This window comes from Cryobacterium inferilacus (genome assembly GCF_019599185.1).
GTDB lineage: Bacteria > Actinomycetota > Actinomycetes > Actinomycetales > Microbacteriaceae > Cryobacterium > Cryobacterium inferilacus.
In genome coordinates this window covers 49,266-75,722 of sequence record NZ_JAIEUL010000008.1, presented here as the reverse complement: position 1 = coordinate 75,722, position 26,457 = coordinate 49,266, and the positions used below count along the sequence as shown (strand labels likewise).

General features: G+C 68.8%; 24 protein-coding genes. 14 read left to right on the top strand and 10 right to left on the bottom strand.

Features of this window, described 5'->3' with window-relative positions; translation table 11 throughout:
- Positions 1 to 2,199 carry an ABC transporter ATP-binding protein gene (locus K2F54_RS19545; protein ID WP_308287588.1) on the bottom strand — a complete coding sequence of 733 codons (2,199 nt, stop codon included), beginning with the start codon at positions 2,197 to 2,199 and terminating at the stop codon, positions 1 to 3.
- A gap of 303 nt (positions 2,200 to 2,502) precedes the next feature.
- On the opposite strand from K2F54_RS19545, the gene K2F54_RS09030 reads away from it, so the two are divergent.
- From K2F54_RS09030 to K2F54_RS09015, 4 genes are all read left to right on the top strand, one after another.
- Entirely contained in the window at positions 2,503 to 3,195 is a 693-nt protein-coding gene (locus K2F54_RS09030) for a phosphocholine cytidylyltransferase family protein (protein WP_220605539.1), read from the top strand.
- A 70-nt stretch (positions 3,196 to 3,265) separates the two neighbouring features.
- Entirely contained in the window at positions 3,266 to 4,066 is an 801-nt protein-coding gene (locus tag K2F54_RS09025) for an ABC transporter permease (protein WP_308287586.1), read from the top strand.
- On the top strand, positions 4,066 to 4,812 hold the full coding sequence (locus tag K2F54_RS09020; protein ID WP_220605538.1) for an ABC transporter ATP-binding protein: 747 nt from the start codon (positions 4,066 to 4,068) through the stop codon (positions 4,810 to 4,812). Before K2F54_RS09025 ends, K2F54_RS09020 begins: the two co-directional genes overlap by 1 nt.
- A gap of 216 nt (positions 4,813 to 5,028) precedes the next feature.
- On the top strand, positions 5,029 to 5,856 hold the full coding sequence (locus K2F54_RS09015) for a hypothetical protein (RefSeq protein ID WP_374107279.1): 828 nt from the start codon (positions 5,029 to 5,031) through the stop codon (positions 5,854 to 5,856).
- A gap of 5 nt (positions 5,857 to 5,861) precedes the next feature.
- Here the strand turns inward: K2F54_RS09015 and K2F54_RS09010 are convergent, their stop codons facing one another.
- The 7 genes from K2F54_RS09010 to K2F54_RS08980 form a co-directional block, all read right to left on the bottom strand.
- Positions 5,862 to 7,145 (bottom strand): hypothetical protein, encoded by a 1,284-nt coding sequence (locus K2F54_RS09010; RefSeq protein ID WP_220605537.1) that lies wholly within the window; start codon positions 7,143 to 7,145, stop codon positions 5,862 to 5,864.
- A gap of 102 nt (positions 7,146 to 7,247) precedes the next feature.
- The gene (locus K2F54_RS09005) at positions 7,248 to 8,144 is read right to left on the bottom strand and encodes a glycosyltransferase family 2 protein (RefSeq protein ID WP_220605536.1); all 897 of its coding nucleotides are present in this window, start codon (positions 8,142 to 8,144) and stop codon (positions 7,248 to 7,250) included.
- 8 nt (positions 8,145 to 8,152) lie between these two features.
- Positions 8,153 to 8,965, bottom strand: coding sequence for a CDP-alcohol phosphatidyltransferase family protein (locus K2F54_RS09000; protein ID WP_220605535.1), 813 nt, complete (start codon positions 8,963 to 8,965; stop codon positions 8,153 to 8,155).
- A complete protein-coding gene (locus K2F54_RS08995; RefSeq protein WP_255576895.1) occupies positions 8,962 to 10,035 on the bottom strand; it encodes a glycosyltransferase family 2 protein in 1,074 nt (357 codons plus the stop codon). Before K2F54_RS08995 ends, K2F54_RS09000 begins: the two co-directional genes overlap by 4 nt.
- Positions 10,036 to 10,178: 143 nt before the next feature.
- Positions 10,179 to 11,897, bottom strand: coding sequence for a S1C family serine protease (locus K2F54_RS08990; protein ID WP_220605534.1), 1,719 nt, complete (start codon positions 11,895 to 11,897; stop codon positions 10,179 to 10,181).
- A 181-nt stretch (positions 11,898 to 12,078) separates the two neighbouring features.
- Positions 12,079 to 12,903 carry a PKD domain-containing protein gene (locus K2F54_RS08985; RefSeq protein ID WP_220605533.1) on the bottom strand — a complete coding sequence of 275 codons (825 nt, stop codon included), beginning with the start codon at positions 12,901 to 12,903 and terminating at the stop codon, positions 12,079 to 12,081.
- 95 nt (positions 12,904 to 12,998) lie between these two features.
- A complete protein-coding gene (locus tag K2F54_RS08980; protein ID WP_220605532.1) occupies positions 12,999 to 13,541 on the bottom strand; it encodes a hypothetical protein in 543 nt (180 codons plus the stop codon).
- 288 nt (positions 13,542 to 13,829) lie between these two features.
- On the opposite strand from K2F54_RS08980, the gene K2F54_RS08975 reads away from it, so the two are divergent.
- Positions 13,830 to 15,020, top strand: a complete 1,191-nt coding sequence (locus K2F54_RS08975) for an aminotransferase class I/II-fold pyridoxal phosphate-dependent enzyme (protein ID WP_220605531.1) — start codon at positions 13,830 to 13,832, stop codon at positions 15,018 to 15,020.
- An 84-nt stretch (positions 15,021 to 15,104) separates the two neighbouring features.
- Here K2F54_RS08975 and K2F54_RS08970 read toward each other — a convergent pair whose 3' ends face one another.
- Positions 15,105 to 16,178 carry an alkene reductase gene (locus K2F54_RS08970; protein WP_220605530.1) on the bottom strand — a complete coding sequence of 358 codons (1,074 nt, stop codon included), beginning with the start codon at positions 16,176 to 16,178 and terminating at the stop codon, positions 15,105 to 15,107.
- Positions 16,179 to 16,366: 188 nt separating this feature from the next.
- Here K2F54_RS08970 and K2F54_RS08965 point away from each other — a divergent pair, with 188 nt between their 5' ends.
- Positions 16,367 to 17,329 carry an alpha/beta fold hydrolase gene (locus tag K2F54_RS08965; RefSeq protein WP_220605529.1) on the top strand — a complete coding sequence of 321 codons (963 nt, stop codon included), beginning with the start codon at positions 16,367 to 16,369 and terminating at the stop codon, positions 17,327 to 17,329.
- 150 nt (positions 17,330 to 17,479) lie between these two features.
- Positions 17,480 to 17,875, top strand: a complete 396-nt coding sequence (locus tag K2F54_RS08960) for a DUF7882 family protein (RefSeq protein ID WP_255576894.1) — start codon at positions 17,480 to 17,482, stop codon at positions 17,873 to 17,875.
- Positions 17,876 to 17,899: 24 nt separating this feature from the next.
- On the opposite strand, the gene K2F54_RS08955 is transcribed toward K2F54_RS08960, so the two are convergent.
- Positions 17,900 to 18,730, bottom strand: a complete 831-nt coding sequence (locus K2F54_RS08955; protein WP_220605528.1) for a carbon-nitrogen hydrolase family protein — start codon at positions 18,728 to 18,730, stop codon at positions 17,900 to 17,902.
- Positions 18,731 to 18,836: 106 nt separating this feature from the next.
- Here K2F54_RS08955 and K2F54_RS08950 point away from each other — a divergent pair, with 106 nt between their 5' ends.
- The 7 genes from K2F54_RS08950 to nadC all read left to right on the top strand — a co-directional run bounded on the left by K2F54_RS08950 (position 18,837) and on the right by nadC (position 26,428).
- Positions 18,837 to 19,511, top strand: coding sequence for a response regulator transcription factor (locus K2F54_RS08950; RefSeq protein ID WP_220605527.1), 675 nt, complete (start codon positions 18,837 to 18,839; stop codon positions 19,509 to 19,511).
- Between the two features lie 13 nt (positions 19,512 to 19,524).
- A complete protein-coding gene (locus tag K2F54_RS08945; protein WP_220605526.1) occupies positions 19,525 to 20,904 on the top strand; it encodes a HAMP domain-containing sensor histidine kinase in 1,380 nt (459 codons plus the stop codon).
- 84 nt (positions 20,905 to 20,988) lie between these two features.
- Positions 20,989 to 21,744 carry a polyprenol monophosphomannose synthase gene (locus K2F54_RS08940; RefSeq protein WP_220605525.1) on the top strand — a complete coding sequence of 252 codons (756 nt, stop codon included), beginning with the start codon at positions 20,989 to 20,991 and terminating at the stop codon, positions 21,742 to 21,744.
- Between the two features lie 124 nt (positions 21,745 to 21,868).
- Entirely contained in the window at positions 21,869 to 22,612 is a 744-nt protein-coding gene (locus tag K2F54_RS08935; RefSeq protein ID WP_220605524.1) for an NUDIX hydrolase, read from the top strand.
- Entirely contained in the window at positions 22,609 to 23,940 is a 1,332-nt protein-coding gene (nadA, locus tag K2F54_RS08930) for a quinolinate synthase NadA (protein WP_220605523.1), read from the top strand. The genes K2F54_RS08935 and nadA overlap by 4 nt, the downstream gene beginning before the upstream one ends.
- Before the next feature lie 2 nt (positions 23,941 to 23,942).
- A complete protein-coding gene (gene nadB, locus K2F54_RS08925) occupies positions 23,943 to 25,559 on the top strand; it encodes an L-aspartate oxidase (RefSeq protein ID WP_220605522.1) in 1,617 nt (538 codons plus the stop codon).
- Positions 25,553 to 26,428, top strand: coding sequence for a carboxylating nicotinate-nucleotide diphosphorylase (nadC, locus tag K2F54_RS08920; protein ID WP_220605521.1), 876 nt, complete (start codon positions 25,553 to 25,555; stop codon positions 26,426 to 26,428). Before nadB ends, nadC begins: the two co-directional genes overlap by 7 nt.
- Positions 26,429 to 26,457: the final 29 nt, after the last annotated feature.

Here is a 26,457-nt window from a genome sequence, read left to right as displayed (position 1 = left end):
TCAGTCCGAGAAATTGTGCAACCACTCCAGGCCCTCCGCAACCTTTCGTCCGCCGGCCAGGTCCACGAACCGCTCTTCGAGCGACACGTTGCCGCGCACCTCGTCGATGGTTCCGGACGCCAGGACCGAGCCCTGCACGATGATCGCGACGTGGTCGCAGACGCGCTGGATGAGGTCCATCCCGTGGCTGGAGAGGATCACCGTCCCCCCGCTGGCGACGTAGCGCTGCAGGATCTCGGTGACATTCACCGCCGACACCGGGTCGACGGACTCGAACGGTTCGTCGAGCACGAGCACCCGCGGCGAGTGGATCATGGCGCAGGCGAGGGCGATCTTCTTGGTCATACCGGCCGAGTAGTCGGCGACGAGGCGGTTGAGTGCACTCTCCAGACCGAACGCGGCGGCGAGGTCGGCCGAACGGGCGCGAACGGTCTCGGCTTCCAGCCCACGCAGCACGCCGGAGTAGTACAGCAGTTGAGCGCCGGTGAGGCGGTCGAAGAGGCGCAGCCGGTCCGGCAGCACCCCGATGGCCTGTTTGGCGGCGATCGGATCGGCCCACACGTCGATGCCATGCACGTGGATCGTGCCGGAATCCGGACGAAGCAGACCGGTGATCATCGACAGGGTCGTGGTCTTGCCCGCTCCGTTGGGGCCGACGATGCCGTAAAAAGATCCGGCCCGCACCTCGAGGTCGACGCCGGCGACGGCCACGTTCTGACCGAACCGCTTGTTGAGACCGCTCACGGCGATCTCGACGGGCGCATTGGCGTTGACGACGGGGGTTGCGGCGGTGCGCGGAGCCATCGGCTTGCGGACGACAGGAGCCGCGGGCGGCGCCGTCTTCGTGACGGGCGCAGCGGGCGCTTCCGTTGGCTCGGGTGCGGTGGTCGCTTCGGGCGCTTCGGCTGTCGCTGAGTCGGCGGATACGCTGCTGACGGCGGGTGCCGCGACCGGGGCGTCCTGCGTGGGCTGACCCTGTTTGGACGCAGTCCGGTTCAGCCGCCAGAACGGGCGCCGTTCGGTGCGCACCGGCTCGGCGGCGGTGCCTGGCGTGGACGCGCCATCGGCAGTGTCGCGGTCGCTGGCAACTGCTGTCGGCGCGAGGGCAGCGGTGATCTCCTCGATCGCGTTGACTTCGACGGCCGTTTCAGCGCCGACGCTGTCGTTCGCAGTGCTGTCCTGTGCCGGGCTGTGCTGCACCGGGCTGTGCTGGACAGGGCTGTCGGGCACCGAGGTGTCCTGTGCAGAGCCGTCCGGCGTTGCTGTCTCGTCGATAACGGGCTTGTCGGCGGCACCGTCCGCGGTGGCGCGTGCCGTCGCGGCGGCGGCGGCAGCCGTGGCGGCCCGCGAGGCAGCGGTCGCCGAGGTTCTAGCGGCGGCGGCCTTCGCGGCCGCGGCCTTGGTCGCTGCGGCGCGCGCTGCGCCGGCCTTCGCGGCTGACTCGGACTTGGCTGCCGCTGCCTTCGCGGCCGCGGCCTTGGCTGCGGTGGGCCGACCAGTTGCGGGGCGGGCGGTGTCGGGCTGGCCGCTCGCGGGTGAGGCGGTCGAGGCGGCATCGGTCGCGGTCGCCTCGGCGGCGGCCTCGACGGCGTCGGCGGTGTCTGCCGTCGGAGTTGTCGTGGCGGGCAGTCGGGTGGCACGTGCCGCTGGCGCCTTGGCGGGCGACTTCGACGGGGTCTTGCGTGCGGCGGGAGTACGCGCAACCGCGACCCGGGCGGCGGCTGTGGCGGGTTCGGAGCGATCCTCGTCGGCAGACTGCGACGCTGTTGCCTCCGGTACTGCGGTTGTCTCAGACGCTGCAGGTGACCCTGCTGCCGTCCCCGGTGCGGCCTTCTTCTTGGCGGGGGCGCGGGTGCCGGTGGCGGATGAGCGCGGCGTCGCGGGAGTGCGCGGTGCGCGGGTGGTGCTGCGCGGCGCCGGCTTCGGCGCGGCGGCCTCATCGGAATCCGCCGCTGGCGCGCCGGCATCCGGGGTTGCGGGGGCAGCGACGCGGGGCACGCTGGTGCGCGGCGCACGCTTGACCGGGGTCTTGCGGGGTGGCTTGACGCCGGCTGTCGGCTCGGCCGCAACAGGTAGAGCAGGCTCATGGGGGCGGTCCGCAGGGGCGTCCGTTTCAGGGGCGCTACCCTCGCGTTCCGGCTCCGTATCGGGAACGGGCAAGACCGGGGTCTGCTCGTCGGGCTCGGAGTTCGGAGGCACTGGAGTCACCCCGCTAACCTACCAAGTACCGTCTGACCTCGCTGGGTCGCAGACCGGCTCGAGGCGGTATTCCCGCGGAATTCCCGGGCAGATTCGTCTGCCTCGACCGATACCGTAACGGGGCTGCGAATCGTCACGATCAGGACACGCATCGTGGTTTCTCTTCCCCCAGTAGAGGGTATGCGGCTAGTCTGAGGGTGGCATAACGGAGTGTCTATACGTGAACTTAGGGGTGAACCGCAGGCAAACTCGGCTGGAACGCCAGTGCCGCGGGGCCACCCAGATCTTTCTTAGGAGATATTCGTGACCACCCAGGTAGTAATACTTGCAGCAGGAATGGGCAGCCGTCTCGGCCGCTCGCTGCCCAAACCCTTGACCGAACTGAACGACGGCCGCACCATCATGCAGCAGCAGTTCGACAACATCGAGCACGCCTTCGGCAAGAAGACCAAGGTCACCATCGTGGTCGGCTACAAGCTCGAGCACATCATCGAAGCGTTCCCGCAGGCATCCTTCGTGTACAACGAGCAGTACGACGTGACGAACACGTCGAAGAGCCTCCTCCGCGCCCTGCGCGCGTCCGGCTCCGGCGGTGTGCTGTGGATGAACGGTGACGTTGTCTTCGACCCCGCAATTCTCGACCGCGCCGCTTCGATGATGAAGCGCGACCAGTCGTTCGTGACGGTCAACACGTCCAAGGTTTCCGACGAGGAAGTCAAGTACACCACCAGCGCCGAGGGCTACATCAAGGAGCTCTCCAAGACCGTCAAGAACGGTCTCGGCGAGGCCGTCGGCATCAACTACGTGTCTGCCGCCGACAAGGCAATGCTCATCCACCACCTCAGCAAGGTGGACGACCAGGACTACTTCGAGCGCGCGATCGAGCTCGCCATCGAGAAGAACCGCCTGCTCGTCGAGCCCGTCGACATCTCCGACTTCTACGCCGTCGAGGTCGACTTCGCCGAGGACCTCGAGCGCGCCAACCTCTTCGTCTAATCGTCTCTCGCGGGTGGGGCACGGTCGCCGTTGGCGTCGTGCCCCGATCTGCTCCCATACGATAGAGCGCGTGAGTAGTTACGCTCAGGTGCGTCCTGAACAGCGCACCCCGTTTGCGCGTTACCGTCATTCGCTGTGGTTGCTGACCCAGCGTGACCTCCGCGTTCGGTATTCAACGTCGGTCTTGGGCTATTTCTGGTCGATCCTGGACCCGCTGGTCATGGCCGGTATCTACTGGTTCGTCTTCACCCAGGTCTTTCAACGCAGTGTCGGCAACGAGCCGTACATCGTCTTCCTGCTCGCCGCATTGCTGCCGTGGATGTGGTTCAACGGCGCCATCTCCGACTGCACCAGGGCCTTCCTGAGGGAAGCCAAGCTCATCCGGTCCACCCGGATCCCCCGCACCATCTGGGTCAACCGTCTGGTGCTCTCCAAGGGCATCGAATTCATCGCCGCGGTCCCGGTCCTGGTCATCTTCGCCATCATCACCGAAGCCCAGGTCCATGTGGAAGCCGCGTACTTCCCCCTGGCGATCCTGATCCAGGCCGTGCTCACCGCCGGTGTGGGACTCATCGTCGCTCCCCTGGTGGTGTTTTTCCGCGACCTCGAACGCGCCGTGAAGCTCATCCTGCGCTTCCTGTTCTACGCGTCGCCGATCATTTACGGAACCAGCGACCTGCCTGAGCAGCTGCACTTCTGGGCCGCCTTCAATCCGCTCAGCGGAATTTTCAGTCTCTACCGGGCCGCGTTCTTCCCCGACGAACTCGACTGGTTCGTCGTCGGCGTGAGCGCCGCCATGTCGTTGGCGTTCCTGGCGATCGGGCTGCTGGTCTTCTCCCGCACCGAACGTGCCGTCCTGAAGGAGATCTGATGAGCGACACCGTCATCTCCCTCCACGACGTCGGCATCCGCTTTCGCCGCAATCGCCGCAGCCGCCGCAGCTTCAAGGACCTCTTCGCCGGCCGCCGCCGCCGCACCCGGTCCGGCGAGTTCTGGGCGCTGCAGAACGTGTCCTTCAGCGTGCAACGCGGCGAAGCCATCGGCGTGGTCGGTCGCAACGGCCAGGGCAAGTCCACCCTGCTCAAGCTGGTCACCGGTGTCGTGTTGCCCGACGAGGGCACCGTCACGGTCGAGGAGGGAGTGGCCCCGCTGATCGAGATCACCGGCGGCTTCGTCGACGACCTCACCGTGCGCGACAACGTCTACCTCACCGCCGGCCTGCACGGCATGACCCGCAAGCAGATCGACTCCCGGTTCGACGACATCATCGAATTCGCCGAGATCGCGGACTTCATCGACACCCCGTACAAGCATCTCTCCAGCGGAATGAAGGTGCGCATCGCCTTCGCCGTGATCTCCAGGCTCGAGGAACCGATCATCCTCGTCGATGAGGTCCTCGCCGTGGGCGACAAGGCGTTCAGGGAGAAGTGCTACCGCCGCATCGAGGAGCTCCTCGCCGGCGGCCGCACCCTGTTCTTCGTGTCGCACAACGAGCGGGACCTGCGCCGTTTCTGCGCCAGGGGGCTCTACCTCGACAAGGGCGCACTCGTGCTGGACGGCCCCATCAACGAGGTGCTGGCGCGGTACAACGAGCAGTACGGGATCAAACCCGCCTGAGACGTACCGAGAGCATGATTCGTCACGCCGGATGCCCACCAATCTCGCTGGGAATTACCACGAGGATGCTCAGTTTCGGCCCGTAAACTCGTGCTTTGCGCACCCGAGGAGGACTGCTTTATGGCTAAGAAGCCCACACCGTTGCTCTCTCCCACCGGCGGGACTCCGCGAGGCGGCCCGCTCCCCTCCGGAGTCGTGACCGGATTCGATCGGGTCATGGCCATTCATCGCCCCGCCGTGCTCGCGCACATCCGCAGTATCCGGCGCCGTCACCCGGATGCGTCGCCTGAGCAGATCGTGCGCATTCTGGAACGCCGCTACCTGGCCGCGGTGACCAGCGGCGGTGCCGCCGTCGGCGCGACCGCCGTCATCCCCGGCGTCGGCACCGGCATCACCCTCGCCCTCTCCGGCGTGGAGACCGCCGGATTCCTCGAGGCGACGGCGCTCTACGCGCAGTCCGTGAGCGAGGTGCACGGCATCACCGTCGACGATCCCGAACGTGCTCGCGCGCTCGTGATGACCATGATGCTCGGCCACGAGGGTTCAGACCTCGTGCGGCAGCTGGCCGGCCAGGTCAGCGGTGGCGGAGTGGCCCGCAACGCCTACTGGGGCGAACTCGTCACCACCAGCCTGCCGCGCGCGATCATGGGCCCGCTCACCGACAAGCTCAAGCGCACCTTCATCCGTCAGTTCGCCGCCAAGGGCGGGGCCAGCCTGATCGGCAAGGCCGTGCCCTTCGGCATTGGTGCCGTCATCGGCGGCATGGGCAACCACATCCTCGGCAAACGAGTCGTCAGCTCCTCCCGGCTCGCGTTCGGTCAAGCCCCGGACGTGTTCCGGCTCGAGCTCGACCCGAAGGGCCACACCATCACACTGCAGGACGGCGCTCTGCCGTCGGGTGGCCGGATGTCCCGCCTGGGTCACAGTGCGCTCCGCGCGCTCCCCCGGCCGTCACGCCGCCGTACCCCGGTCGAGAAGGCCGGCGCCGACTCCGACGAGACTCCTGCGCCCGAACCGACGGTACCGGCGCAGCCCACCTCGTAGGAGCGTCAGACCTCTTCGATCTCGCTGATGTCCTCGATGAACTCGGCGAGGCCGTCGTCGTCGGCGGCGTGCAGGGCGGCGAACCGCTCCCACTCGGTCATCAGGTGACCGATCGCGGCGTGAAAACGCGCGGTCGGGGCCCCGGGCGTCGGATCGCCGAAGTACTGCTCGACCCAGCCGCGCAGCCGCTCCTCTGCCGAGTCGTCGCCGATGAGCTGATCGAGGGCCGCCACGATTCCGGCGGTGTCGCCCGCGCCGAGCCACTCGCACGCGGACAGGTAACCGCTGGTGTCGATGGCCGCGAGCGGATTCGCGGGCCGGGTGACCATGAGCGGTTTGCCCGACGCGAGCCGGTCGTAGACCATGGCGGAGATGTCGACAATCGCGACATCGGCGGCGGACAGCTGCCAGCCGAGTTCGGGACCGGTGTCGACAATGTGCTGGGCGGATGCGTCACGGGCGTTGGCCGCGGTGATCGCGGCGATGATCTGCCGGTTGGCCACGCCGTACTCGTGGTCGACCACGCCGCTGCGCGGGTGCGGGCGGTAGATCACGCGGTGCCGGGGGCTCGCCAAGAGGGCGGTGACGAGGGAGACGCCGTGCGTGGCGATGGACCCGTAGGCCGCGGCGGCCCTGTCGCCCTCCCAGGTGGGCGCGTAGAGCACCACGGTGCGGGCATCCGGGGTGTACGGCAGCACGCCGGAGTAGTGGTCGGCCTGCGGACGGCCGATCATGACGGCGCGCTTGTCGAAGTCGTAGTCCCAGAGCACCTTGCGCAGGCGCTCGACCGCAGCCTGCCCGGCCACGAACGAGTAGTCGTAGGCCTTGAACTGGTTCGTCGTCATGTACATCTTGTCGCTCTCACCGTGGTTGATGAAAACGTGCCAGCGGCGCCCGTAGCGCATCATCTGGAAGTTGCGGGAGTTCTGGTTGACGTAGAGGACCACGCGGATGTCCTGCTCGGCGATCGTCCTCTCCAGGTCGACGACCTTGCGCACATAGGCGACAGGGACCGGGCTCTCGTCGAGCAGCTTGCGCGTGCCGCCGGCGGTGCGGCTGAGGATGACGACCGGCCAGGTCTCGGCCAACGTGGCGAGCGGCTTGTACCACTGGCGCATCTGGTAGAGGTTCACCGGCCCATCCGCGAAGTACACGGCGACCTTGAAGGTATGCGCGGGCAGCGGCCCGCGAACGGCGAGGCGCTCGGTGAGCAGGCGCTGGGCCTTGCGTGAACCGAGCACATCCTTCACGAGCTTCACTGCGAGTCGGATGTCTTTGCTGCTTACCACTGCTCCAGCCTACCGACCGGGGTGGGACCTGTGGCCTGCCCACCCCCGAACGAGGTTCACCGGTAGCCAATCGTTAGGCGCCCGGATCAGATGACGGCCGATTCAGATGACGGGAGGGCGGCCCGCGCGGGTCATCCGCCAGATGGTGCGTGCGGCCAGCGGGCGCCGTTCGCCCGGGTCGGTGCGCCAGCCTTCCCACCAGCCCCGGAACCATGCTCCGAGGGCGGCCGGGTTGCGCGCGCCGCGCAGCACCTGAATGGCCGTCCAAGAGGCGACGTAGACGGGGATCAGGGGCACGGGCAGGTTGCGGCGGGCGATCCACACCCGGTTGCGGGCGTTGAGCCGGTAGAAGTCGGCGTGCCGGGTAGGCAGGATCACCGGATGGTTGGCGACCAGTTTGCCGGCGTACCAGGTGCGCAAGCCCTGATCCCAGACCCGCCAGGCGAGCTCGATGCCCTCGTGAGCGTAGAAGAACGGCTCGGCCCAGCCGCCCGTGCCGTCGAAGACCGGTCGGGGCAGCAGCACGGCCCCCTCCCACACCGAGAACACGGCGCTCGAGTGCCCGGCGTCGCCCTTGCGGATGCGGGGAATCCAGCGCCGCGGCGCGGTGAGCCCAGCCGGGTCGACCACCTGCGGTTGGAGCAGGCCGATGGTCGGGTCGGCGCGGAGCACGCCAACGGCCTCGATCAGGAAGGCGGGGTCTGGCAGGCTGGCGTCGTCGTCGAGGAAGAAGAGGTACTCACCGGTGACGTGCTCGACTCCGCGATTGCGTCCGGCCGGAATGCCGAGGTTCTCTGGCAGGGCGAGCGCGGCGACCCCGTCGGGCAGCCCGGTGGGCTGCCAGCCGTTGCCGACACAGACGATGTCGAGCTGAACATCCTGTTGGGCGAGCAGGCTGCGGATGCCGCGGTCCAGGTCGTCTGGACGGCGCCCCTGGGTGAGCACCACCACGCCGATAGTGACGGGTGCCGACGCTGTCGGCGGCTGCGAATCGGGCATGGTGCGGATCAGGGGCGTACGCGCTTGGACGCCATGATCGCGAGGAAGTGGCCGATCAATGCCAGGAAGGCGAGCGGCAGGAGTACGGCCAGGAAGACCCGGTCGGTGATGGGCTGGCCGACGAAAAGACCGATCACCGCGGCGACGAAGATCACCATCGTCATCTCGACCGAGTGGTAGAGACGGTGGAACGGCAGGAATCGGGCCAGGCGGCGCAGCGTGGCGATCAGGCCGGCCTGCGGCACCTTCTCACCCTTGTTGTCGGCGAGCTTGGCCAGGCCGGCATTGGCGCGGGCCACGTGCACCATGTCGTTGAGGGCCTTGTTGAGCACGATCACCAGGGCCAGGGCGAGCCCCAGCGTGGTGAACAGGAAGTCGGCGGGCGCCTCGAACGGGTAGGCGGCGGCGCGGATGCCCAGGGCGATCGGGATCAGGGCCTCGGTGGAGTAGTGCCCGACCTTGTCGAGGAACACCCCGGCCGGCGAGGAGGTCTTGCGCCACCTGGCGACCTCACCGTCGCAGCAGTCGATGAGCATCTGCAGCTGACCGAGCACCAGGGCGAGCAGCGCCCCCCAGATGCCGGGAATGAGCAGGGCCGCCGCCGTGGACCAGCCGACGAGGATCATCAGGCCGGTGACACCGTTGGCCGAGATGCGTGTCTTCAGCAGCATCCAGGTGAGGTACGGCGACAGGTCACGCAGGTAGAGCGACGCCGTCCAGTGCTCGGCGTTGGCGCGCAACCGCACCTCTGGTGGCTGGGCGACGGCACGAAGCTCGGCGATTGAAGAGGGCCGAGCCGTGATGGGCGAACCAGACGTCATTGATGTCTTCCCGTGTGTGCCGAGATGTTGGTGGTGAGCTTGAGGTAACCGAGCAGGAAGCCGATTCCCCAGCAGAAGTGAATGCAGGGCAAGACTACGAGAAACCAGAGCGCGACACGAACCCCGTCGGCTCGGGTGGACGCGACCGTGGCGGCGGCGACGATGAGGAAGTAGGCCAGCGGGATCAGGAAACCGAGCAGCAGCCAGCCCGGGCCGCCCAGCAGCAGCTGCACCAGCCCGACCAGACCGACCAGGACGCCGGCAGTGACCCCGAGCACCATCACCGGCGGTGCGAAGTAGCGCAGGCCGTTCGACTCGGGGTACCGACGAGCCAGTTCACCGCGCCAGAGCCCCGTGGAGACCATTTGGCGGGCCAGACGCGACAGGCTGGGCCGTGGGCGGTAGATGACCTTGAGCGCGGGTGTGAACCAGACCGAGCCGCCGTGTTCGCGCAGCCGACGGTTCAGTTCCCAGTCCTGACCGCGTTTGATGCCCTCGTCGAACATGCCCACGCGCAGCAGGCTGTCGCGGCGGAAGCAGCCGAGGTACACGGTCTCGGCCTCGCCCTCTGGGCCGCCGACGTGCAGTGGCGTGCCACCCAGGCCGATGCGGGTGCCGTATGCGCGGGCGACGGCCTGCTGGAACGGAGCGGTGCCCTGCGCATCCATGATGCCGCCGACGTTGTCTGCACCGGTGCGCTGGAGCGTCTCGACCGCGATGCGGGCGTAGTCGCGGGGCAGTACGGAATGCGCGTCGACGCGAATCACGACAGGGTAGCTGGACGCGCGAATGGCGATGTTCAGGCCCGCGGGCGTTGAGCCGACGTCGTTGGCCACGACGCGGATGCGCGGGTCGACCGCGGCCATCTCCTCGACGAGTTCGGTGGTGCCGTCGATGCTCGGGCCGAGGGCCAGGGTGACCTCGAAGGGACCGTCATAGTCCTGCTCGAGCAGGCTCTGCACGGCGGCACGCACATGACTGGCCTCGTTGAGAACCGGCATGATGTAAGAGACACCGGTCAACTCTGTGTCTGCACTCTCCTGCACGGGGCTGGCCATCTTTCCACTCATTCGGACAATCGACTGAGCCTAGCAGCCGAGCCTTTTCTCTCGACTGTGCACACGCTCCGGGTCACGCGACGCACTCGCCGCACACAGCACTGCGCCGCCGGCACGAGGCCGGCGGCGCAGAAGGAAGGAGCGTGCTGGGGGGCTTAGCTGGTGAGCTCGCCGACCGTGACCTCGACGGTGACGGACTCGCCGTCGCGCACATAGGTGAGTTCGGCGGTGTCGCCGGCGGCGAGACTGCGAACCTGCGCGGTGAGGTCGGTCGCGTCGGTGATGGGCACGTCGTTCAGGTTCGTCACCACGTCACCGGCCTGGAGCCCGGCATCCTCGGCCGCTCCCCCGGGCGAAACCTCGCTGATCAGGGCGCCGACCGTGGCACTGTCTTCGCTGGAGGCGCTGGTCACACTGGCGCCGAGCAGCCCGTGCGACGCCGAACCGGTTTCGATGATCTCGTCGGAGACCCGCTTGGCCAGGTTGGCGGGGATGGAGAAGCCCACGCCGATGCTTCCCGCTGTAGCCGCCGACGAGTCGCCGCCCGCGTTGGCGATGGCCACATTGATGCCGATCAGCTCGCCCTTGCTGTTCAGCAGGGCACCGCCGGAGTTGCCGGGGTTGATTGCCGCATCAGTCTGGATGACCGACAGCGAGATGCTGCTCTGCGCGCCCTGCGGCGCCGGCGTACCGGGCAGGTCGTAGTTGAAGTAGTTGTCGTCGTTCTCATCGGGGGTCGTCTCGTCCGGCGTGGTGGGGGCCGCGGAGGACGCCACCGTGATGCTGCGGTTGAGTGCGCTGACGATGCCGTTGGTGACAGTGCCGGAGAGGCCCAGCGGTGCGCCGATCGCGATGGCGGTGTCGCCCACGTTGAGCTCGCTGGAGTCTGCCCACTTGATCGGGGACAGGCCGGAGGCGTCGTTGAGCTTGATCACGGCGAGGTCGGAGACCGGGTCGGTGCCGACCAACGTGGCGGTGTAGAGCTTGCCGTCGCTGGCCTTGACCTCGATGGCCGCGTCGGACGAAGCACCGTCGAGGGTGACCACGTGGGTGTTCGTGAGGATGTAGCCGTCCTCGGTGAGAATGACACCGGAGCCCGTACCGCCGGAATCGGCGGAGGCGACCTCGATCGTGACGACGCTGGGCGATGCCTTCGCGGCCACTGCGGTGATCTCGTTGACGCTGTCGGTGTTGTTGACCACAACGGTGCTCGGGCCCTCGGCCTGGCTGGCGGGGGTGCCGTTGCTCTGGTTGGAGACCACATAGGCCGTGACGCCGGCACCGGATGCGCCGCCGACGAGGGCGCCGATGGCGAGCGCGGCAATGAGGGCCACGCCGCCCCTACGACGGTTGGGGTCCTTGGGAGCCTTCGGGGCGGGCTGCGGGGCGTAGCCATTGGCGTTCGCGTTCGCGTAGGCCTGCTGCTGCGCCGGGGTGGGAGCGTAGATCGGGGTGCGACCGTCGGGGCCCGGAATGGGCCGACCGAAGGCATCCGTGGCGTACGCCTGCTGCTGGTGGCCGTAGGACTGAGTGGGCTGCGCCGGCTGGGTCTGGGCGGCAGGTGCCGGAACGGGAATAGGCGGAGTGTTCGCCTGCGGGGCGCCGGCCTGGGGAGCAGCGGGCTGTGCGGCGACGGTGCCGTCTGCAGAACCGATGACCTCGGTGGCCTGGTTGTCGGCAGGGTGCGGAACGCTCGGCTGCACGGCGGTGGTGTGGTCTGCGGTAGGGGTGTTCGCCGACGCGGCGGTCGTGTTCTGGGCCGCTGCGGAGTCTGGGGTCGCTGCGGCTGCCTCGCCGGACGAATTGACCTCGAACGGCGTGGTGTCCTGCGGCTGGTCCGGAGTCTTGTCCGGGTCCTGAGTGCTATCGGTCATGGTGTGCTCCTTCCAAGCGAAATTAGCTTCTCGCCTGAACCTGAACGTTTGATATGCGCAGACTGGGAGCAGTCAATGACGAAGCCGTGACCTTGCCGGGTCCGCGCACCGCAGAAATTCGGCGGCACGTTCATGGTCGCACTCTTGCCCGACACTTTGTCGTGAGGGCCGCATCAATTCGTCACCGGCAGCCCGGGCCGCCGGGGTTCGCCGAGCACTCCTCGGCCACCAGCACCGTGCCCGAGCGGTCCGCGATCGCTGTCATCGGGCTGCCAGACACCTCGAGAAGACCGTCGACGGGGCGCCAGGCACCGCCGTCGAAACGGTACTCGGCCGCATAGGACACGGTGAGCCCGATCGTGAGGGTGCCGGTGCTCTCGTAGATGTGACTAGTGGAGGTCTCCGAGAATTCCGGCAGGCCCTGGGCCGCCCAACTCGCGCCACCGGTCGCCGTACTGCCGGAGGTTCCGTCACCGTAGTCCCAGGTGTAGCCGACCGGCATGAAGCGCACCTCGGCCGGAGAGCCGAGCAGCGGCCCGGACCGCGAGTGTGGCGCTGCCGACGCGTAGAAATTCGTCGGGACCCCCACGACCAACCAGCCGTCGGGTTCCATCCCCTGCGTGGGTGGATCAGCGTCAATACTCACCAGGTCGTTGACCCGAACGACCAGTGCTGGGTCACACGGCGTCTGCGGTTGACAGACCGGGGCTTCGGGCGCGGCAGCCGGGTCACCCGGCACCGGCAGAACCAGCCGGGGCACGGTGCCGTTCACCGGCCCGCCGCCGTCTGCATCTGCCGCCACCGGCACCCAGCTCAGCCCGTCCGGCACCGGTTCGTCTGCGCCTGCGCCACCGCCATTGCCGGAGCCGAAGCCGTTGCCGTTGCCGTTGCCGAAGCCGCCCCCGCCGAACCAGTCACCGCCACCGCCGCCAGCACCGCTCCCCGGCGACACCTCCTCCCAACCCGCGCTCACATCGACCCCACCGTCGCCCACTGCAGCTTCCACCTCCGGGCACTCACCGCTCGCGCCATCCCAGGCACCACACCCGGGTCTTGCCGGCATGCTCTGAGCCGACATCGATCCTGCGAGCGCTGCAGAAATCACTGCGGTGAGCAGAAGCTCTCGCCATCCCATGTTCGAGTCCTTTCCAGGAGCAACTGGCGGCTTTCATCGTCATAGATGAAAGCAATCTCAAGGGGAAGTCGCTCTCTGCGGTCGCCAGTTAGGACACTCGTGCCAGTTGCATCGACCACATCAGTCGCAGAAACATCAAGGCACACGTACGCGGAGACGGAGCCTGAAGATAGCTCGGCCGATTGAATCGTGAACGTATCGAACTTCAATTCGCCAACGCCCGTAGTCCCGGCTTCGGACAAGCGCTCCATTGACTGAATCTCAGTATCCAGCGCCTCTCCAGTGGTGACTTCGGAGATTCGCTGCGCGTCATTCCCACCCGCATGAGCAATAGCGCTCGAAAGCGCTAGGTAGTTGGCGTAGGCCTCGGTCGCCGCGGCGAGCGCTTCCTCGTCAGAGGCGAAGACGGGCGCGGCCGTGGGAACAGTGGAGGTTTGCACCGGCTCCGGAGCGGTGGCGCACCCCGCGGCGGCGAACAGGAGTAGACCGGCACCGGCGACCGCGACCATCCGTCGTCTGTGCTGTCTCGTACCCCCGCGGATCGTCATGAGGTCACCGTATGCGTAAGCGCCCCACCCCGGTGCAAGTTATCCACAACCCCGCCGCGAATCCGCTGCCCTCATCAGGGTCTGCGGTGCACAACTCCTGCTGCATCCACTCCGGCAGAAAGTCACCCGCGTGATTCCGGGGTCGGCAGACTGCGGGGCAGAAAATTGCCGGAGTTATGCACGCACGACGAGGGAGGTGGGCGGGGGCCGGGCGGGGATGTCGTAAATTTGGGGCATGCAGGTCACCACATGACGATTTCAGGCGCCTGGCAGCGCACCGCCCGCGGCGCGGGCCTCCTGGGCGCCGACGGCAGCATCTCCGCCAGCATTTTCGCCGAGATGTCCGCTCTCGCCATGCGCACAGGGGCCATCAACCTGGGCCAGGGATTCCCCGACCAGGACGGCCCGGCCGTCGTGCTCGAGGCCGCCCGCCAGGCCATCAGCGATGGCCTCAACCAGTACCCACCCGGGCGGGGCATGCCCGTGCTGCTCGACGCGATCGCACGCCACCAGCAGCGTTTCTACGACATCGCCCTGGACCCGCACAGCGAGGTACTGGTCACCGCCGGCGCCACCGAGGCGTTGTCCGCCACCCTGCTGGCCCTGCTCGAACCCGGCGACGAGGTCGTGACCTTCGAGCCGTTCTACGACGCGTACGGCGGGCTGATCGCCCTGGCCGGCGGGGTGCACCGCACGGTGCGACTGCGCTCCCCCGATTTTCAGCCCGACCTCGACGAACTCACGAACGTCGTGTCCGACCGCACCCGGATCATCCTGGTGAACAACCCGCACAACCCCACCGGAACCGTCTTCAGCCGCGAGACCCTGGACCTGCTCGTGGAACTGGCGAACAAGCACGACGCGCTCATCGTCACCGATGAGGTGTACGAACACCTCACCTTCGGTGTCGCCCACGTCCCGATCGCGACCCTGCCCGGCGCGCGCGAACGCACCGTCACCATCTCCTCCGGCGGCAAGACCTTCAGCACCACCGGTTGGAAGATCGGCTGGCTGAGCGCCCCGGCGGCGATCGTCACGGCGATCCTCGCCGTCAAGCAGTTCCTCACCTACGTCAACGGTGCGCCGTTCCAACCCGCCACGGCGCTCGGACTCGACCTGCCCGACTCCTATTTCACCGGCATCGCCGACGACCTGGCGGCCAAACGCGACCTGCTCGCCGGCGGGCTCACCGCGGCCGGGTTCACGCTCACCGTGCCGCAGGGGTCCTATTTCATCGTGGCGGATGCCGCCGCGCTCGGTCACGCCGACGGGGTCGAGTTCTGTCGCGCCCTGCCCGACCTGGCCGGGGTGGTGGGCATCCCGATCAGCGCCTTCTGCCTACCGGAGCACAAGCCGGAGTACGCGTCGCTGGTGCGGTTCGCGTTCTGCAAGCGCGTGGATGTGCTCGAAGAGGCGGCCTCCCGCCTCGCCCGGCTGTAGCCGCCACACGCCACAACAGCGTCGACTGACGCCAAACTGCCCCATGAACGAGGTTCATGGGGCAGTTTGGCAACTCGGCGGGACTTAGCCGGCGTAGGCCGGGTAGTCGGTGTACCCCACGGCATCCGGGCCGTAGAACGTCAGCGGGTTGGGCTCGTTCAGCGGCAGGTCCTCGAGCCAGCGGCGCACCAGGTCGGGGTTCGCGATCACGGCGCGGCCCACGACCACGCCATCGCCGTGGCCGTCGGCCAGCATCGCCGCGGCCTCGTCACGGGTGGTAACGGTGCCGAAGCCCGAGTTCACCAGCAGCGGTCCACCGAAGCGGGTGCGGAGGGTCTGCACGAGCTCGCCGGCGGGATCCTGGTGCAGCACGCTGAGGTAGGCCAGGCCGAGCGGCGCCAGGCCGTCAACCAGCGCACCATAGGTGGCCAGCACATCGGCGGAGTCGGTCTCGACCGCATCCTGAATGTTGTGCTCGGGCGAGATACGGATGCCGACCCGGTCGGCGCCGATCGCGGCCGCCACGGCCGTGGCCAGCTCGATCACAAACCGGGCCCGGTTCTCGGGCGAGCCGCCGTAGACGTCGTCGCGCACGTTCGATGCCGGGGAGAGGAACTCGTGCAGGAGGTACCCGTTGGCACCGTGGATCTCGACACCGTCGAGTCCGGCCGAGATGGCGTTGCGGGAGGCCTGCACGAAGCCGGCGATGATGCCGGGCAGTTCATCGGCCGTGAGCGCGTGCGGCACGGGGTAGGGCAGCTTGCCCTTGTAGGTGTGGCTCTCGCCCTGGATCGCAATGGCGCTCGGGGCGACGACGGTGAGGCCGCCGTTGGTCTCCTCGTGGGTGACCCGGCCGGCATGCATGACCTGCGCGACGATGCGGCCGCCGGCCGCGTGCACGGCGTCGGCCACCTTGGCCCAACCGGCGATCTGATCGGGCGTGACCAGCCCGGGCTGGCCAGGGAAGCCTTGCCCGGCCTGGTCGGGGTAGACGCCCTCAGACACGATGAGCCCGAGGGTCGCCCGCTGTCCGTAGTGCTCCACGTTCAGTGCCCCGGGGATGCCCTCAACGCCGGAACGCATCCGGGTCAGGGGTGCCATCACCAGTCGGTTGGGCAGGTCGAGGGCGCCGAGTGTCAGCGGGGTGAAAAGACTCACGTAGTGCTCCTTGTAGATGGTGGGGATGGGCGCGGTGCGTGCACGATCAATTCAGCGCCGACGAATCCGCGTCCCGTTCTGGCAACAGTGCAGCCCCTCCGGCTATTCCGGGTTCGCCAGAACGGCCAGGCCTCGGCCAGACTCACCCGGCGGGCAATCCGGACCCTGCGCGGCGACGAACCCTGGATATGCGCATCCCCACGGCCGAACCGGTCACCATCGCCACCGAAACGGACTACAGCCCGTTTCCGCTGGGCGGCGACCCGACAAGATGGGGCCTGCACACCAGTCTGATCCCCACCGCGCTCGGCCCGGTCACCGTGCGGCACGGCCGAGCCGGTGGGCCGGTGGCGACCATCCTGCTGCACGGTGCGGCCGGATCGTGGACCACCTGGACGCCCGTGCTCGAGGCCGCTGACCAGGGCGACGCTGCCCCGCTGCGGGACGTCGTGATTCCCGATCTGCCCGGTTGGGGCGACACCCCGCTGCCCGAGGACGCCGCCACGGAAACCATTCAGGCCCTGGCCGTCGACGTGGCGGACATCGCACAGTTCCTGGGCTATCAGCGGTGGCGGGTCATCGGCCACTCACTCGGTGGGTTCGTGGCACTGGAGCTCGCGGCGAGCGCCCCCGACCGCACCGAGCATGTGGGCCTGGTGTCCGCGACCACATACGGCGTGATCGCGAGCGCCCGGCAGCCGTGGGCTGGACTGGCCGTGCTGCCCGGGTTCACGGGTCTGCTCGGTGTGATGCGGGCGCTGGCGGGTCTCCGCGACGAGGGCCGCGGGCTGGTCGGCGCGCTGCACCGACGTGGCCTGATGCGGGCTCTCGTAGCACCGCTGTTCGCCCACACCGACAGGATCGACGCCACCGTCGTCGACGCGCTGGCCGCCGAGGCCCGGCCGCGCGCGTTCGCACTGGCCGCGGCCCTGGCCGGGCGCTACGACGCCGACCGGTCGTGGGCCCGCATCGTGTGCCCGGTTCGGGCCGTGCACGGTGACCGTGACGTCTTCGTCACGACAGGTGACGATCGGCGGATGGCCGCGGTCATCGCCGATTTCGCGGTGACCGAGCTCGCCGACACCGGTCATTTCGGGCACATCGAGCGCCCGCTCGCCGCTCTGCGCGGCGTGTGGCCGGCCCGGCCGTGACGGTCTCGATCATTCGCCGAATCGCTTGCTCTTTGCACCGCAACGGAGGAGAATTGACAAATACTCCGGTTCTTCTGTCAGTGACCCATCACCGCTCCCACCCGTTCCCGGCACCGCGCACCACACAAGTGAAAGTGAACGTGACAGCTCATGGGAACCCTGTCGTATGACCGGGTCGTTGTGGAGTTTGACGACAGAATCCTGACGCACCTGCAGGTTGTGATCGTGCAGAAACTCCGTCGAGGTGAGAGCTTCCTGTTCTCGTGGCGCAACGCCGTCGAGGTTGGTGACGGGCGCAGTTCGGCGTGGATGAATCCGGCGATTCCGCTGTACTTCAAGTTCACCGGCGGCCATACCCCCACCCTCAATCCGGACTGGATCGCGCAATTGACTCGCTCGGCGAACAGCTCCCAGGGGCTCATCGCCACCAGTGAGGAACGCTGTGTCGACTCCGGGCACTCCGGGCACTCCGGCGGCACCGAGGTGTCGTTCGCGGTCAAGTCTGCGGCGACGCTGCCGAAGTCGTCGATCGCCTCGCCGGAGTAGGCGGAGTAGGCGGAGTAGGCCGCGTCAGTCCTCGGGCACAGGGACGACTCCGAACCGGCGCAGAGCCAGAGCCGGGTTGATGCGGCGAACCTCGGCCAGCCGGGTGTGTGAAATCCACGCGAGCGCGACATCCGTCGTCACCCCGAGCGTGGCCAGCTCCACCCCCATTGGATCAACCACCATACTCGCCCCCACCCCGCCGGGCGGGGCGTGGTCGGCGGCGGCCAGGTAGATCGTGTTCTCCAACGCGCGGGCCGTGACGAGGGTGCGCCAGTGCTGCTCCTTGAGCGGGCCGGGCACCCACTCGGCCGGCACGAGCACGAGGTCGGCACCGGCGTCGACCAACCTGCGGGTCACCTCGGGGAACCGGATGTCGTAACAGGTCTGCAAGCCCACGGTGAAGCCCGCCACCTGGAACGTCTCTGGCGCCTCGATCGCGCCGGCCCGCACCCGGTCCGACTCCCGCGACCCGAAGGCGTCATAGAGGTGCAGCTTGCGGTACCGGGCCACGATTCCGCCGGTCGGGTCGATGGCGACGATGGTGTTCTGCACCCGGGTCGGGTCTGGGCTGCTCTCCAGAAGCCCCGCCACGATGTGCAGGTCGAGGTCGACGGCCAGCCGGGCCAGCGCCGTGACAAAGGGGCCGTCCAGCTCCTCGGCGGCCGCCAGGGAGGCTTCACCGAGCGCGCCCTCGAAGAACGACGAATACTCGGGGAAGACCACCAGGCGCGCCCCGCGGGACCGCGCGGTCTGGGCCAGTGTGCGCATCTGGGCCAGGTTCACCGACGGGTCGGTGCCTGGCGCGAACTGCGCCACCGCCACGCCGAGGTCGCCTGGGCTGCTCGATTCCACCATGGCGTCAGCCTACCGGCGGGTTCCCAGCCAGTGCGGCGGCCGGTCGCAAGCAGTTCGCGGGGCAACGTGTCAGCATGAGAACCTGAGGTGAGCGAAGGGTGGCCGAATGAAGATCTTGGTCGTGGAAGACGATGACCAGATGGGCGCACTCATCGAACGAGGACTGCAGGCAGAGGGGTACGGGACCACCCGGGTGTCCAACGGTGTCGATGCGCTGATCGCGCTGTCCGGGGACGGCTTCGGCCTGGCGGCCATCGACGTGATGCTGCCGCAGATGTCCGGCTTCGAAATCTGCCGGCGCATCCGTGAATCGGGCAGCACGATGCCCGTGCTGCTGCTCACCGCCAGGGACACCGTCGATGACCGGGTCTTCGGCCTCGACAGCGGCGCGGACGACTACCTCACCAAGCCGTTCGCGTTCGCCGAACTCTCCGCCCGGGTGCGTGCGCTCCTACGCCGGCACTCCATGGGCGCCCCACTCACGGTGGAGATCGGCAACCTCGTGCTGGATTCCCGCGACCTGCGCGTCACCGTGGCCGGCCGGCCGGTCTCGATGAGCCCCAAGGAGGTCGCCCTGCTCCGGCTGCTCTGCAGCCGAGCCGGCAGCACCGTGGATCGCACCACCATCCTCGAGGAGATCTGGAACGGCACCGACCACATCGATCCCAACATCGTCGACCAGTACATCAGCTACCTGCGCCGCAAGATCGACACGGATGCCGCCGGCGTGCGCATCGTCACCGTGCGCGGAGCCGGCTACGCCGTGGAGCTCGTCGAATGAGGCGGCACGGCCGGTGAAGCCGTTTCGCCGCCGATGGCTACGCCCCCTGTCGATCCGGGCCCGGATCACCGCCGGCAGCCTGATCGTCGCGACCGTGCTGTTCAGCATCGCCGCGTTCTTCTTCCGTCTCGAGGTCGAGTCGATCCTCACGGAGACGAACGAGACCATGCTGCAAAACGATGCCGAGCCCTGGATCAGCCAGCTGGCCGCCGCACCGACCGACGCCATCGAGGCCGCCTCAGAGGGCCAGCTGCTCGCCATCGTCGACCCCGGCGGCACCGTGCGCAAGACGTCGCTGCCGCGCAGCCTCGACCGGCAGCTCGAGGCCCTGGCCGACCTCGGCCCAGACCCGCAGACCGTGGACACCCCGGCGGCGGCGTACCTGGTCTCGGCCACCACGGTGAACACGGACGGCGGCGACTGGGTGGTCGTCGCCGCCCGCAGCCAGCAGTCATCCGGGTTGCTGCTCGACGAGCTCACCGGGGTGCTGACCCTGGGAACCCTGGTTCTCACAATCGGGTTCGGCTGGGCGTCCTGGCTGCTCACCGGGGCGGCCCTGCGCCCGGTCACCCGGCTGCGCGAAGAGGCCGAAAGCCTGAGCGCCACCGGATCGTCTGCCCAACTGCGCGTACCCGCCGGACACGACGAGGTGAGCCGGCTCGCCCGTACCCTGAACGTCTTCATCGAGCGGCTGCGGCGCGGTGTCGATCGCGAGAAGCAGATCGTATCGGATGCGAGCCACGAGTTGCGTACCCCGCTCGCCGTACTCCGCGCCCAGCTTGAACTGGCCCACCTGGATTCCGGGGATGCCCCGGCGCTGGAGCGGGACATCCGCGACGCCGCGGTCACCGCGGAACGGCTCAGCCGGCTGGCCACCAACCTGCTCGAGCTGAGCAAGCTGGAGAGCGAACAGGTGCCGCCGGAGACCGACTGGGCTGAGCTCGTCGGAGAGATCACGGCCTCGGTCGACCGGGCCAGGGTCATGCGAGCCGGTCAGGAACTCGAGGTCGTCTACCGCATTGACGGCGACGACGACACGGGCCGGTACGGCATCTCGGGGACGAACCTCGGCCAGCTCCTCGACAACCTCATCTCCAACGCCGCCACCGCGATGGGCGGGCACGGCAGCATCACCGTCACCCTCGGACGCGAGGGCGACGGCGTCCTCCTCACCGTCGTCGACACCGGCCCAGGCCTTCCAGAGGATTTCATCGAGTTGGCCTTCGACAGGTTCTCCCGCCCAGACAACGCCAGGTCGAGCAGTGCGGGCGGCTCGGGCCTCGGCCTGGCCATCGTGCACGCCATCGTCGAACGCGCCAATGGCACTATCGTGCTGCGCAACACCGGCGGCGGCCTTGCGGTCACGATTCGGCTCCCCCGACACACCCGGTGACGGGGTCAACGTTCACCTGGGCGTTCTACTCTTCAACAGCATCCGCGCCCCGCCGTTCGATCTTCAAACTGACAAGGTAGATTCATGCCAGCCACTGTGGTCATCATTCCCACATACAACGAACGCGAGAACGTCGGCCTGATCGTGGGCCGCGTGCGGGCCAGCGTGCCCGACGCCGAAGTCCTCATCGTGGACGACGCCTCCCCCGACGGCACCGGCGCCATCGCCGACCGTCTCGCCGCCGACGACGACCTGGTGCACGTGCTGCACCGCACCGCGAAGAACGGCCTCGGAGCGGCCTACCTCGACGCCTTCATCTGGGCACGGCAGCGCGGCTTCGAATACCTGGTTCAGCTCGACGCCGACGGGTCGCACCTGCCGGAGCAGCTGCCAGCCCTCCTCGCGGCAGCGGGCAGCGCCGACGTGGTGATGGGGTCCCGCTGGATCCCCGGCGGCCGGGTGGAGAACTGGCCGTGGCACCGCCGGATGCTCTCCCGTGGCGGATCGCTCTATTCGCGCCTGCTGTTGCGATTGCCGCAGCACGACGTCACCGGCGGCTACCGGGTATACAGCTCGGACGCGCTCGAACGGATGCAGCTGGGCAGCGTGGACAGCCTCGGCTACTGCTTCCAGATCGACATGCTGCTGCACGCCGTGCGCGCTCGCCTGCGCGTGGTGGAGGTTCCCATCACCTTCGTCGAACGCACCCTGGGCAGCTCCAAGATGAGCGGCGGCATCGTGCTCGAGGCCATGGGCCGGGTGACAATGTGGGGCCTGACCGGGCATGGCGCCCGGCACTCCAACCCCGCCATCGCACCACGACCCACCGAGGACCGCTGAATCGGCGACCATCAGCGGCCGTCTGCACCGGGGCGCCCCTGGGCGCGGTTCTCCTTTTGGTCAAAATGACTATATGATGGGCATCACGTTAGAGTCACACTGACTCTTAGTAGAGGATGTTCCGATGACCGAGATCCAGCCACCCGCACTCGCGGTGTCGACGGTCATCTTCGCTCTGCGGCCAGACCTCGAGTCCGGCTTCATGACGCTCTGGTTGCCGCTGGTGCGCCGCACTCGCGAGCCGCACCTTGGCCTCTGGGCGCTGCCGGGCGGATGGCTGCCCAGCGACGAAGAGATGTCCGCGGCCGCCGCCCGCACCCTGCGCGAGACGACGGGGCTCACCCCCAAATACCTCGAGCAGCTGTACACCTTCGGCGACGTCGGCCGCTCCCCCGGCAACCGGGTGATCTCGGTCGTCTACTGGGCGCTGGTGCAATCCGGCGAGGCCGACCTCGCCGCGGTCGACGACAACGTGCAGTGGTTCCCCGCCGACCGCCTTCCGGCGCTGGCCTTCGATCACAATCAGATCGTCGACTACGCGCTCTGGCGCCTCCGCACCAAGGTGGAATACTCCCGCATCGCGCACGCCTTCCTCGGCGAGACCTTCACCCTGGCCCAGCTGCGCGACGTGCACGAGGCCGTTCTGCGCCGCGCCCTTGACCCGGCGAATTTCCGGCGCACCATCGAGGCATCCGGCACCGTCGTCGATACCGGTCTCCGGCTCGCCGGGGTGCCGCACCGGCCGCCCCGGCTCTACCGGTACAACGACCTGCAGGCCCTCGCCGAACAGGGCCCGCTCGCGCCGGCACTCGGCCTGAACGACACTCCCCTCCAATCCACACCGCACCCCCCGAGGAGCACGACATGACCATCGCATCGGTCGACCGCACCATCCGTCTGATCAGCACCGGCAAGACCGACGGCAGCACCTGCACGCCCGACCTCGCCGTCGATCCCTGGTACTTCGACGCCAAGGAGCCAGGCTACGGTCCTGGCTCGTCGATGGGCGATGTCATCCCCACCGGCTCTCCCCGCCAGGGCGAGCTGCCGGCCAAGTACCGCACAGCGTCCAACGGCGAACTGGGCGACTGGATCCGCGCCGCCAAGGCCACCCTCGGCGACCGTGTCGTGGTGCTCGGACACTTCTACCAGCGCGAAGAGGTGCTCCAGCACGCCGACTTCATCGGCGACTCCTTCCAGCTCGCCGTCGCCACCCAGAGCAAGCCGGACGCCGAAGCCATCGTCTTCTGCGGTGTGCACTTCATGGCCGAAACCGCCGACCTGCTCTCGACGCCGGAGCAGGCCGTGATCCTGCCCAACCTGGCCGCCGGCTGCTCGATGGCCGACATGGCCGACATCGACTCCGTCACCGAGTGCTGGGAGCAGCTCGAAGAGCTCTACGGCACCGAACCGGATGCCTCAGGTCGCGTGCCCGTGATCCCGGTCACCTACATGAACTCCTCCGCCGCCCTCAAGGGTTTCTGCGGCGAGCACGGCGGCATCGTCTGCACCTCCTCCAACGCCGAAACCGTGCTGGAGTGGGCCTTCGAACGCGGCCAGCGGGTCTTGTTCTTCCCCGACCAGCACCTGGGCCGCAACACGGCCAAGGCCATGGGCGTGCCCCTGGAGCAGATGCCGATGTGGAACCCGCGCAAGCCCCTCGGCGGCAACACCGAGACCGAACTCGAGGACTCGCGGGTGATCCTCTGGCACGGCTTCTGCAGCGTGCACCGCCGCTTCACCGTGGACCAGATCGACACCGCCCGCGCCGAGCACCCCGGCGTGCGCGTGATCGTGCACCCCGAGTGCCCCATGGCCGTCGTCGACGCCGCCGACGAATACGGCTCCACCGACTACATCGCCAAGGCCATCGCGGCCGCCCCGGCCGGGTCGACGTTCGCGATCGGCACCGAGATCAACCTCGTGCAGCGCCTCGCCGCCCAGCACCCCGAGCACACCATCTTCTGCCTTGATCCGGTGGTCTGCCCGTGCAGCACCATGTACCGCATCCACTCCGGCTACCTGGCTTGGGTACTCGAGGCGCTCGTCGGCGGCGACGGCGTGCCGGCAGAGGTGCTCAACCGCATCACGGTCGCCGACGACGTCGCCGGGCACGCCAGAGTGGCACTCGAACGGATGCTCGCGGCCAAGCCGCCAGCGGCCGGTCCCGTCGCCCCCGTGTCGGCGGGCGCCTGACCATGACCGACGTGCTGGTCGTCGGTAGCGGGCTCGCCGGCCTCCTCGCCGCGGTGCGGGCCACCGATGCCGGCCACCGGGTGACCCTGGTGACCAAGGCGGCGCTGCCAGAGAGCAACACCCGCTACGCCCAGGGCGGGATCGCCGCCGCCCTGTTCCCCGATGACTCCACCGACGCCCACATCCTCGACACCCTGCGCGCCGGTGCCGGCCTCTGCGACCCGGCCGCCGTCACCGTGCTCTGCGAGGAAGGCCCGGCCCGGGTGCGGGACCTGATCCGGTTCGGCGTCGACTTCGACCGCGACGAATCCGGTATCACCCGCGGCCTCGAAGCCGCGCACTCCCGTTCCCGCGTGCTGCACGCCGGCGGTGACGCCACCGGTGCCGCCATCGAAGCCGCCCTGGTGGCCACGGTGCGGGAGCGCGCCAACCGCGCCCACGCCCTCGGCGGCGACCAGATCACCATCCACGAGCACACCATGCTGGTCGACCTGGTGGTCGACGCCGGCCGGGTGTCCGGGGCCACGCTGCTCGGCCCGCACGACCGGCGGCGCACGGTGACCGCCGACGCGGTGATCCTCGCCACCGGCGGCGCCGGCGCACTCTACCGGCACACCACCAACCCGGCCATCGCCACCGGTGACGGCGTCGCCGCCGCCTGGCGGGCCGGTGCGGTGATCGCCGACGTGGAGTTCTACCAGTTCCACCCCACCGCCCTCGCGGTGCCAGGCACCCCGTTGGTCTCCGAGGCCGTGCGCGGCGAGGGGGCGGTGCTGCTGGGCAGCACGGGCGAGCGCTTCATGCCCGCCATCCACCCGGATGCCGAGCTCGCGCCGCGCGACATCGTGGCCCGCAGCATCGCCGCCCAGATGCAGTCCCAGGGCGGCGCCCCGGTGCTATTGGACGCCACCGGGCTCGGCCGCGACCTGCTCGAAAGCCGCTTCCCCACCATCACGGCCGCCTGCCGAGCCGCCGGCCTGGACTGGGCACTCGAACCGATCCCCGTCGCCCCCGCCGCGCACTACTGGATGGGCGGGGTCGCCACCGACGTCTGGGGCCGCACCTCCCTGCCCGGCCTGTTCGCCGTCGGCGAGGTCGCCCGCACCGGAGCACACGGCGCCAACCGACTGGCCTCGAACTCGCTGCTGGAGGCCGCGGTCTTCGCCGACCGGGCCGTGCGGGCGCTGGCTGAGACCACCGGCCGGCATCCGCACTTCGACACCGAACTGCACCCGGCGCACCACGAGCCCCCCGCCGGCAGCGCCGATGCCGAGCCCGTGGTCGTGGAGCGCACCACCCTGCAGAACCTGCTCTGGGAAGCCGCCGGCGTGCACCGCGACGGCGCCGGCCTCGCCGACGCCGCCGCGACCCTGGCCGGCTGGCGCTCGGTCGACCGGGCCGAGGCCGGTGTCGCCGAGCTCGAGACCGGCAACCTGCTCGACCTGGGCCGGCTGATCGTGGCCGCCGCCCTCGCCCGCGAGGAATCCCGCGGCGCCCACCACCGGGCCGATTTCCCCGACACCCGCCTGGAATTGGCCCGGCCGCGCTTCACCGTGCGCGCCGACGCCCGCACCCTGGTCACCGCTTCATCAACCGCCTCGGAGGCCATCGCATGCTGACCACGTCCGCCATCGACACCGTCGTTCGCGCGGCCCTCGACGAAGACGCCCCCTGGGGCGACCTCACCAGCGAGATGCTGATTCCCGAAGACGCCGTCGCCACCGCCCAGCTGGTGGCCAGGGAGCCCGGCGTCTTCAGCGGCGGGGCCGTGTTCGACGCCGCCTTCCGGCTGGTCGACCCGCGCATCACCGTGCGCCTGCTCGCCCGCGACGGCAGCACTTTCGCCGCCGGCGATCTGCTCGCCGAGGCATCCGGCCCGGCCAGGGGCATTCTGCAGGCCGAACGCATCGGCCTGAACTTCGTGCAGCGGATGAGCGGAATCGCCACCCTCACCGCCCGGTACGTCGCCGAGGTCGCCGGCACCAACGCCCGCATCGTCGACACCCGCAAGACCACACCCGGCCTCCGCGCGTTCGAACGCCAGGCCGTGCGCGACGGCGGCGGCCACAACCATCGCTTCAGCCTGTCCGACGCCGTGATGGCCAAGGACAACCACCTGGCCGTGCTCAGCGCCGGCGGCACCGACCTCACCGAGGCGCTGCGGGCCGTGCGAGCGAAGCTCTCGCACACCACGCACTTCGAGGTGGAGGTGGACACCCTCGAGCAGATCGAACCCGTGCTCGCGGCCGGCATCGACACGATCATGCTCGACAACTTCGACCAGGGTGACCTGCGTGAGGGCGTGCGGCGCATCGCCGGCCGGGCGATCGTGGAGGCCAGCGGCGGTGTCTCCCTGCAGACCGTGAAACGCATCGCCGAGTCCGGTGTCGACGTCATCTCCGTCGGCGCGCTCACCCACAGCGTGCGTTCCCTCGACCTCGGCCTCGACGTCGTCATCCTGCCAGAGGCCGTCTTCCCCACGGCCTGACCGCCGCCCCGTCCATCCACCCGCCAGCC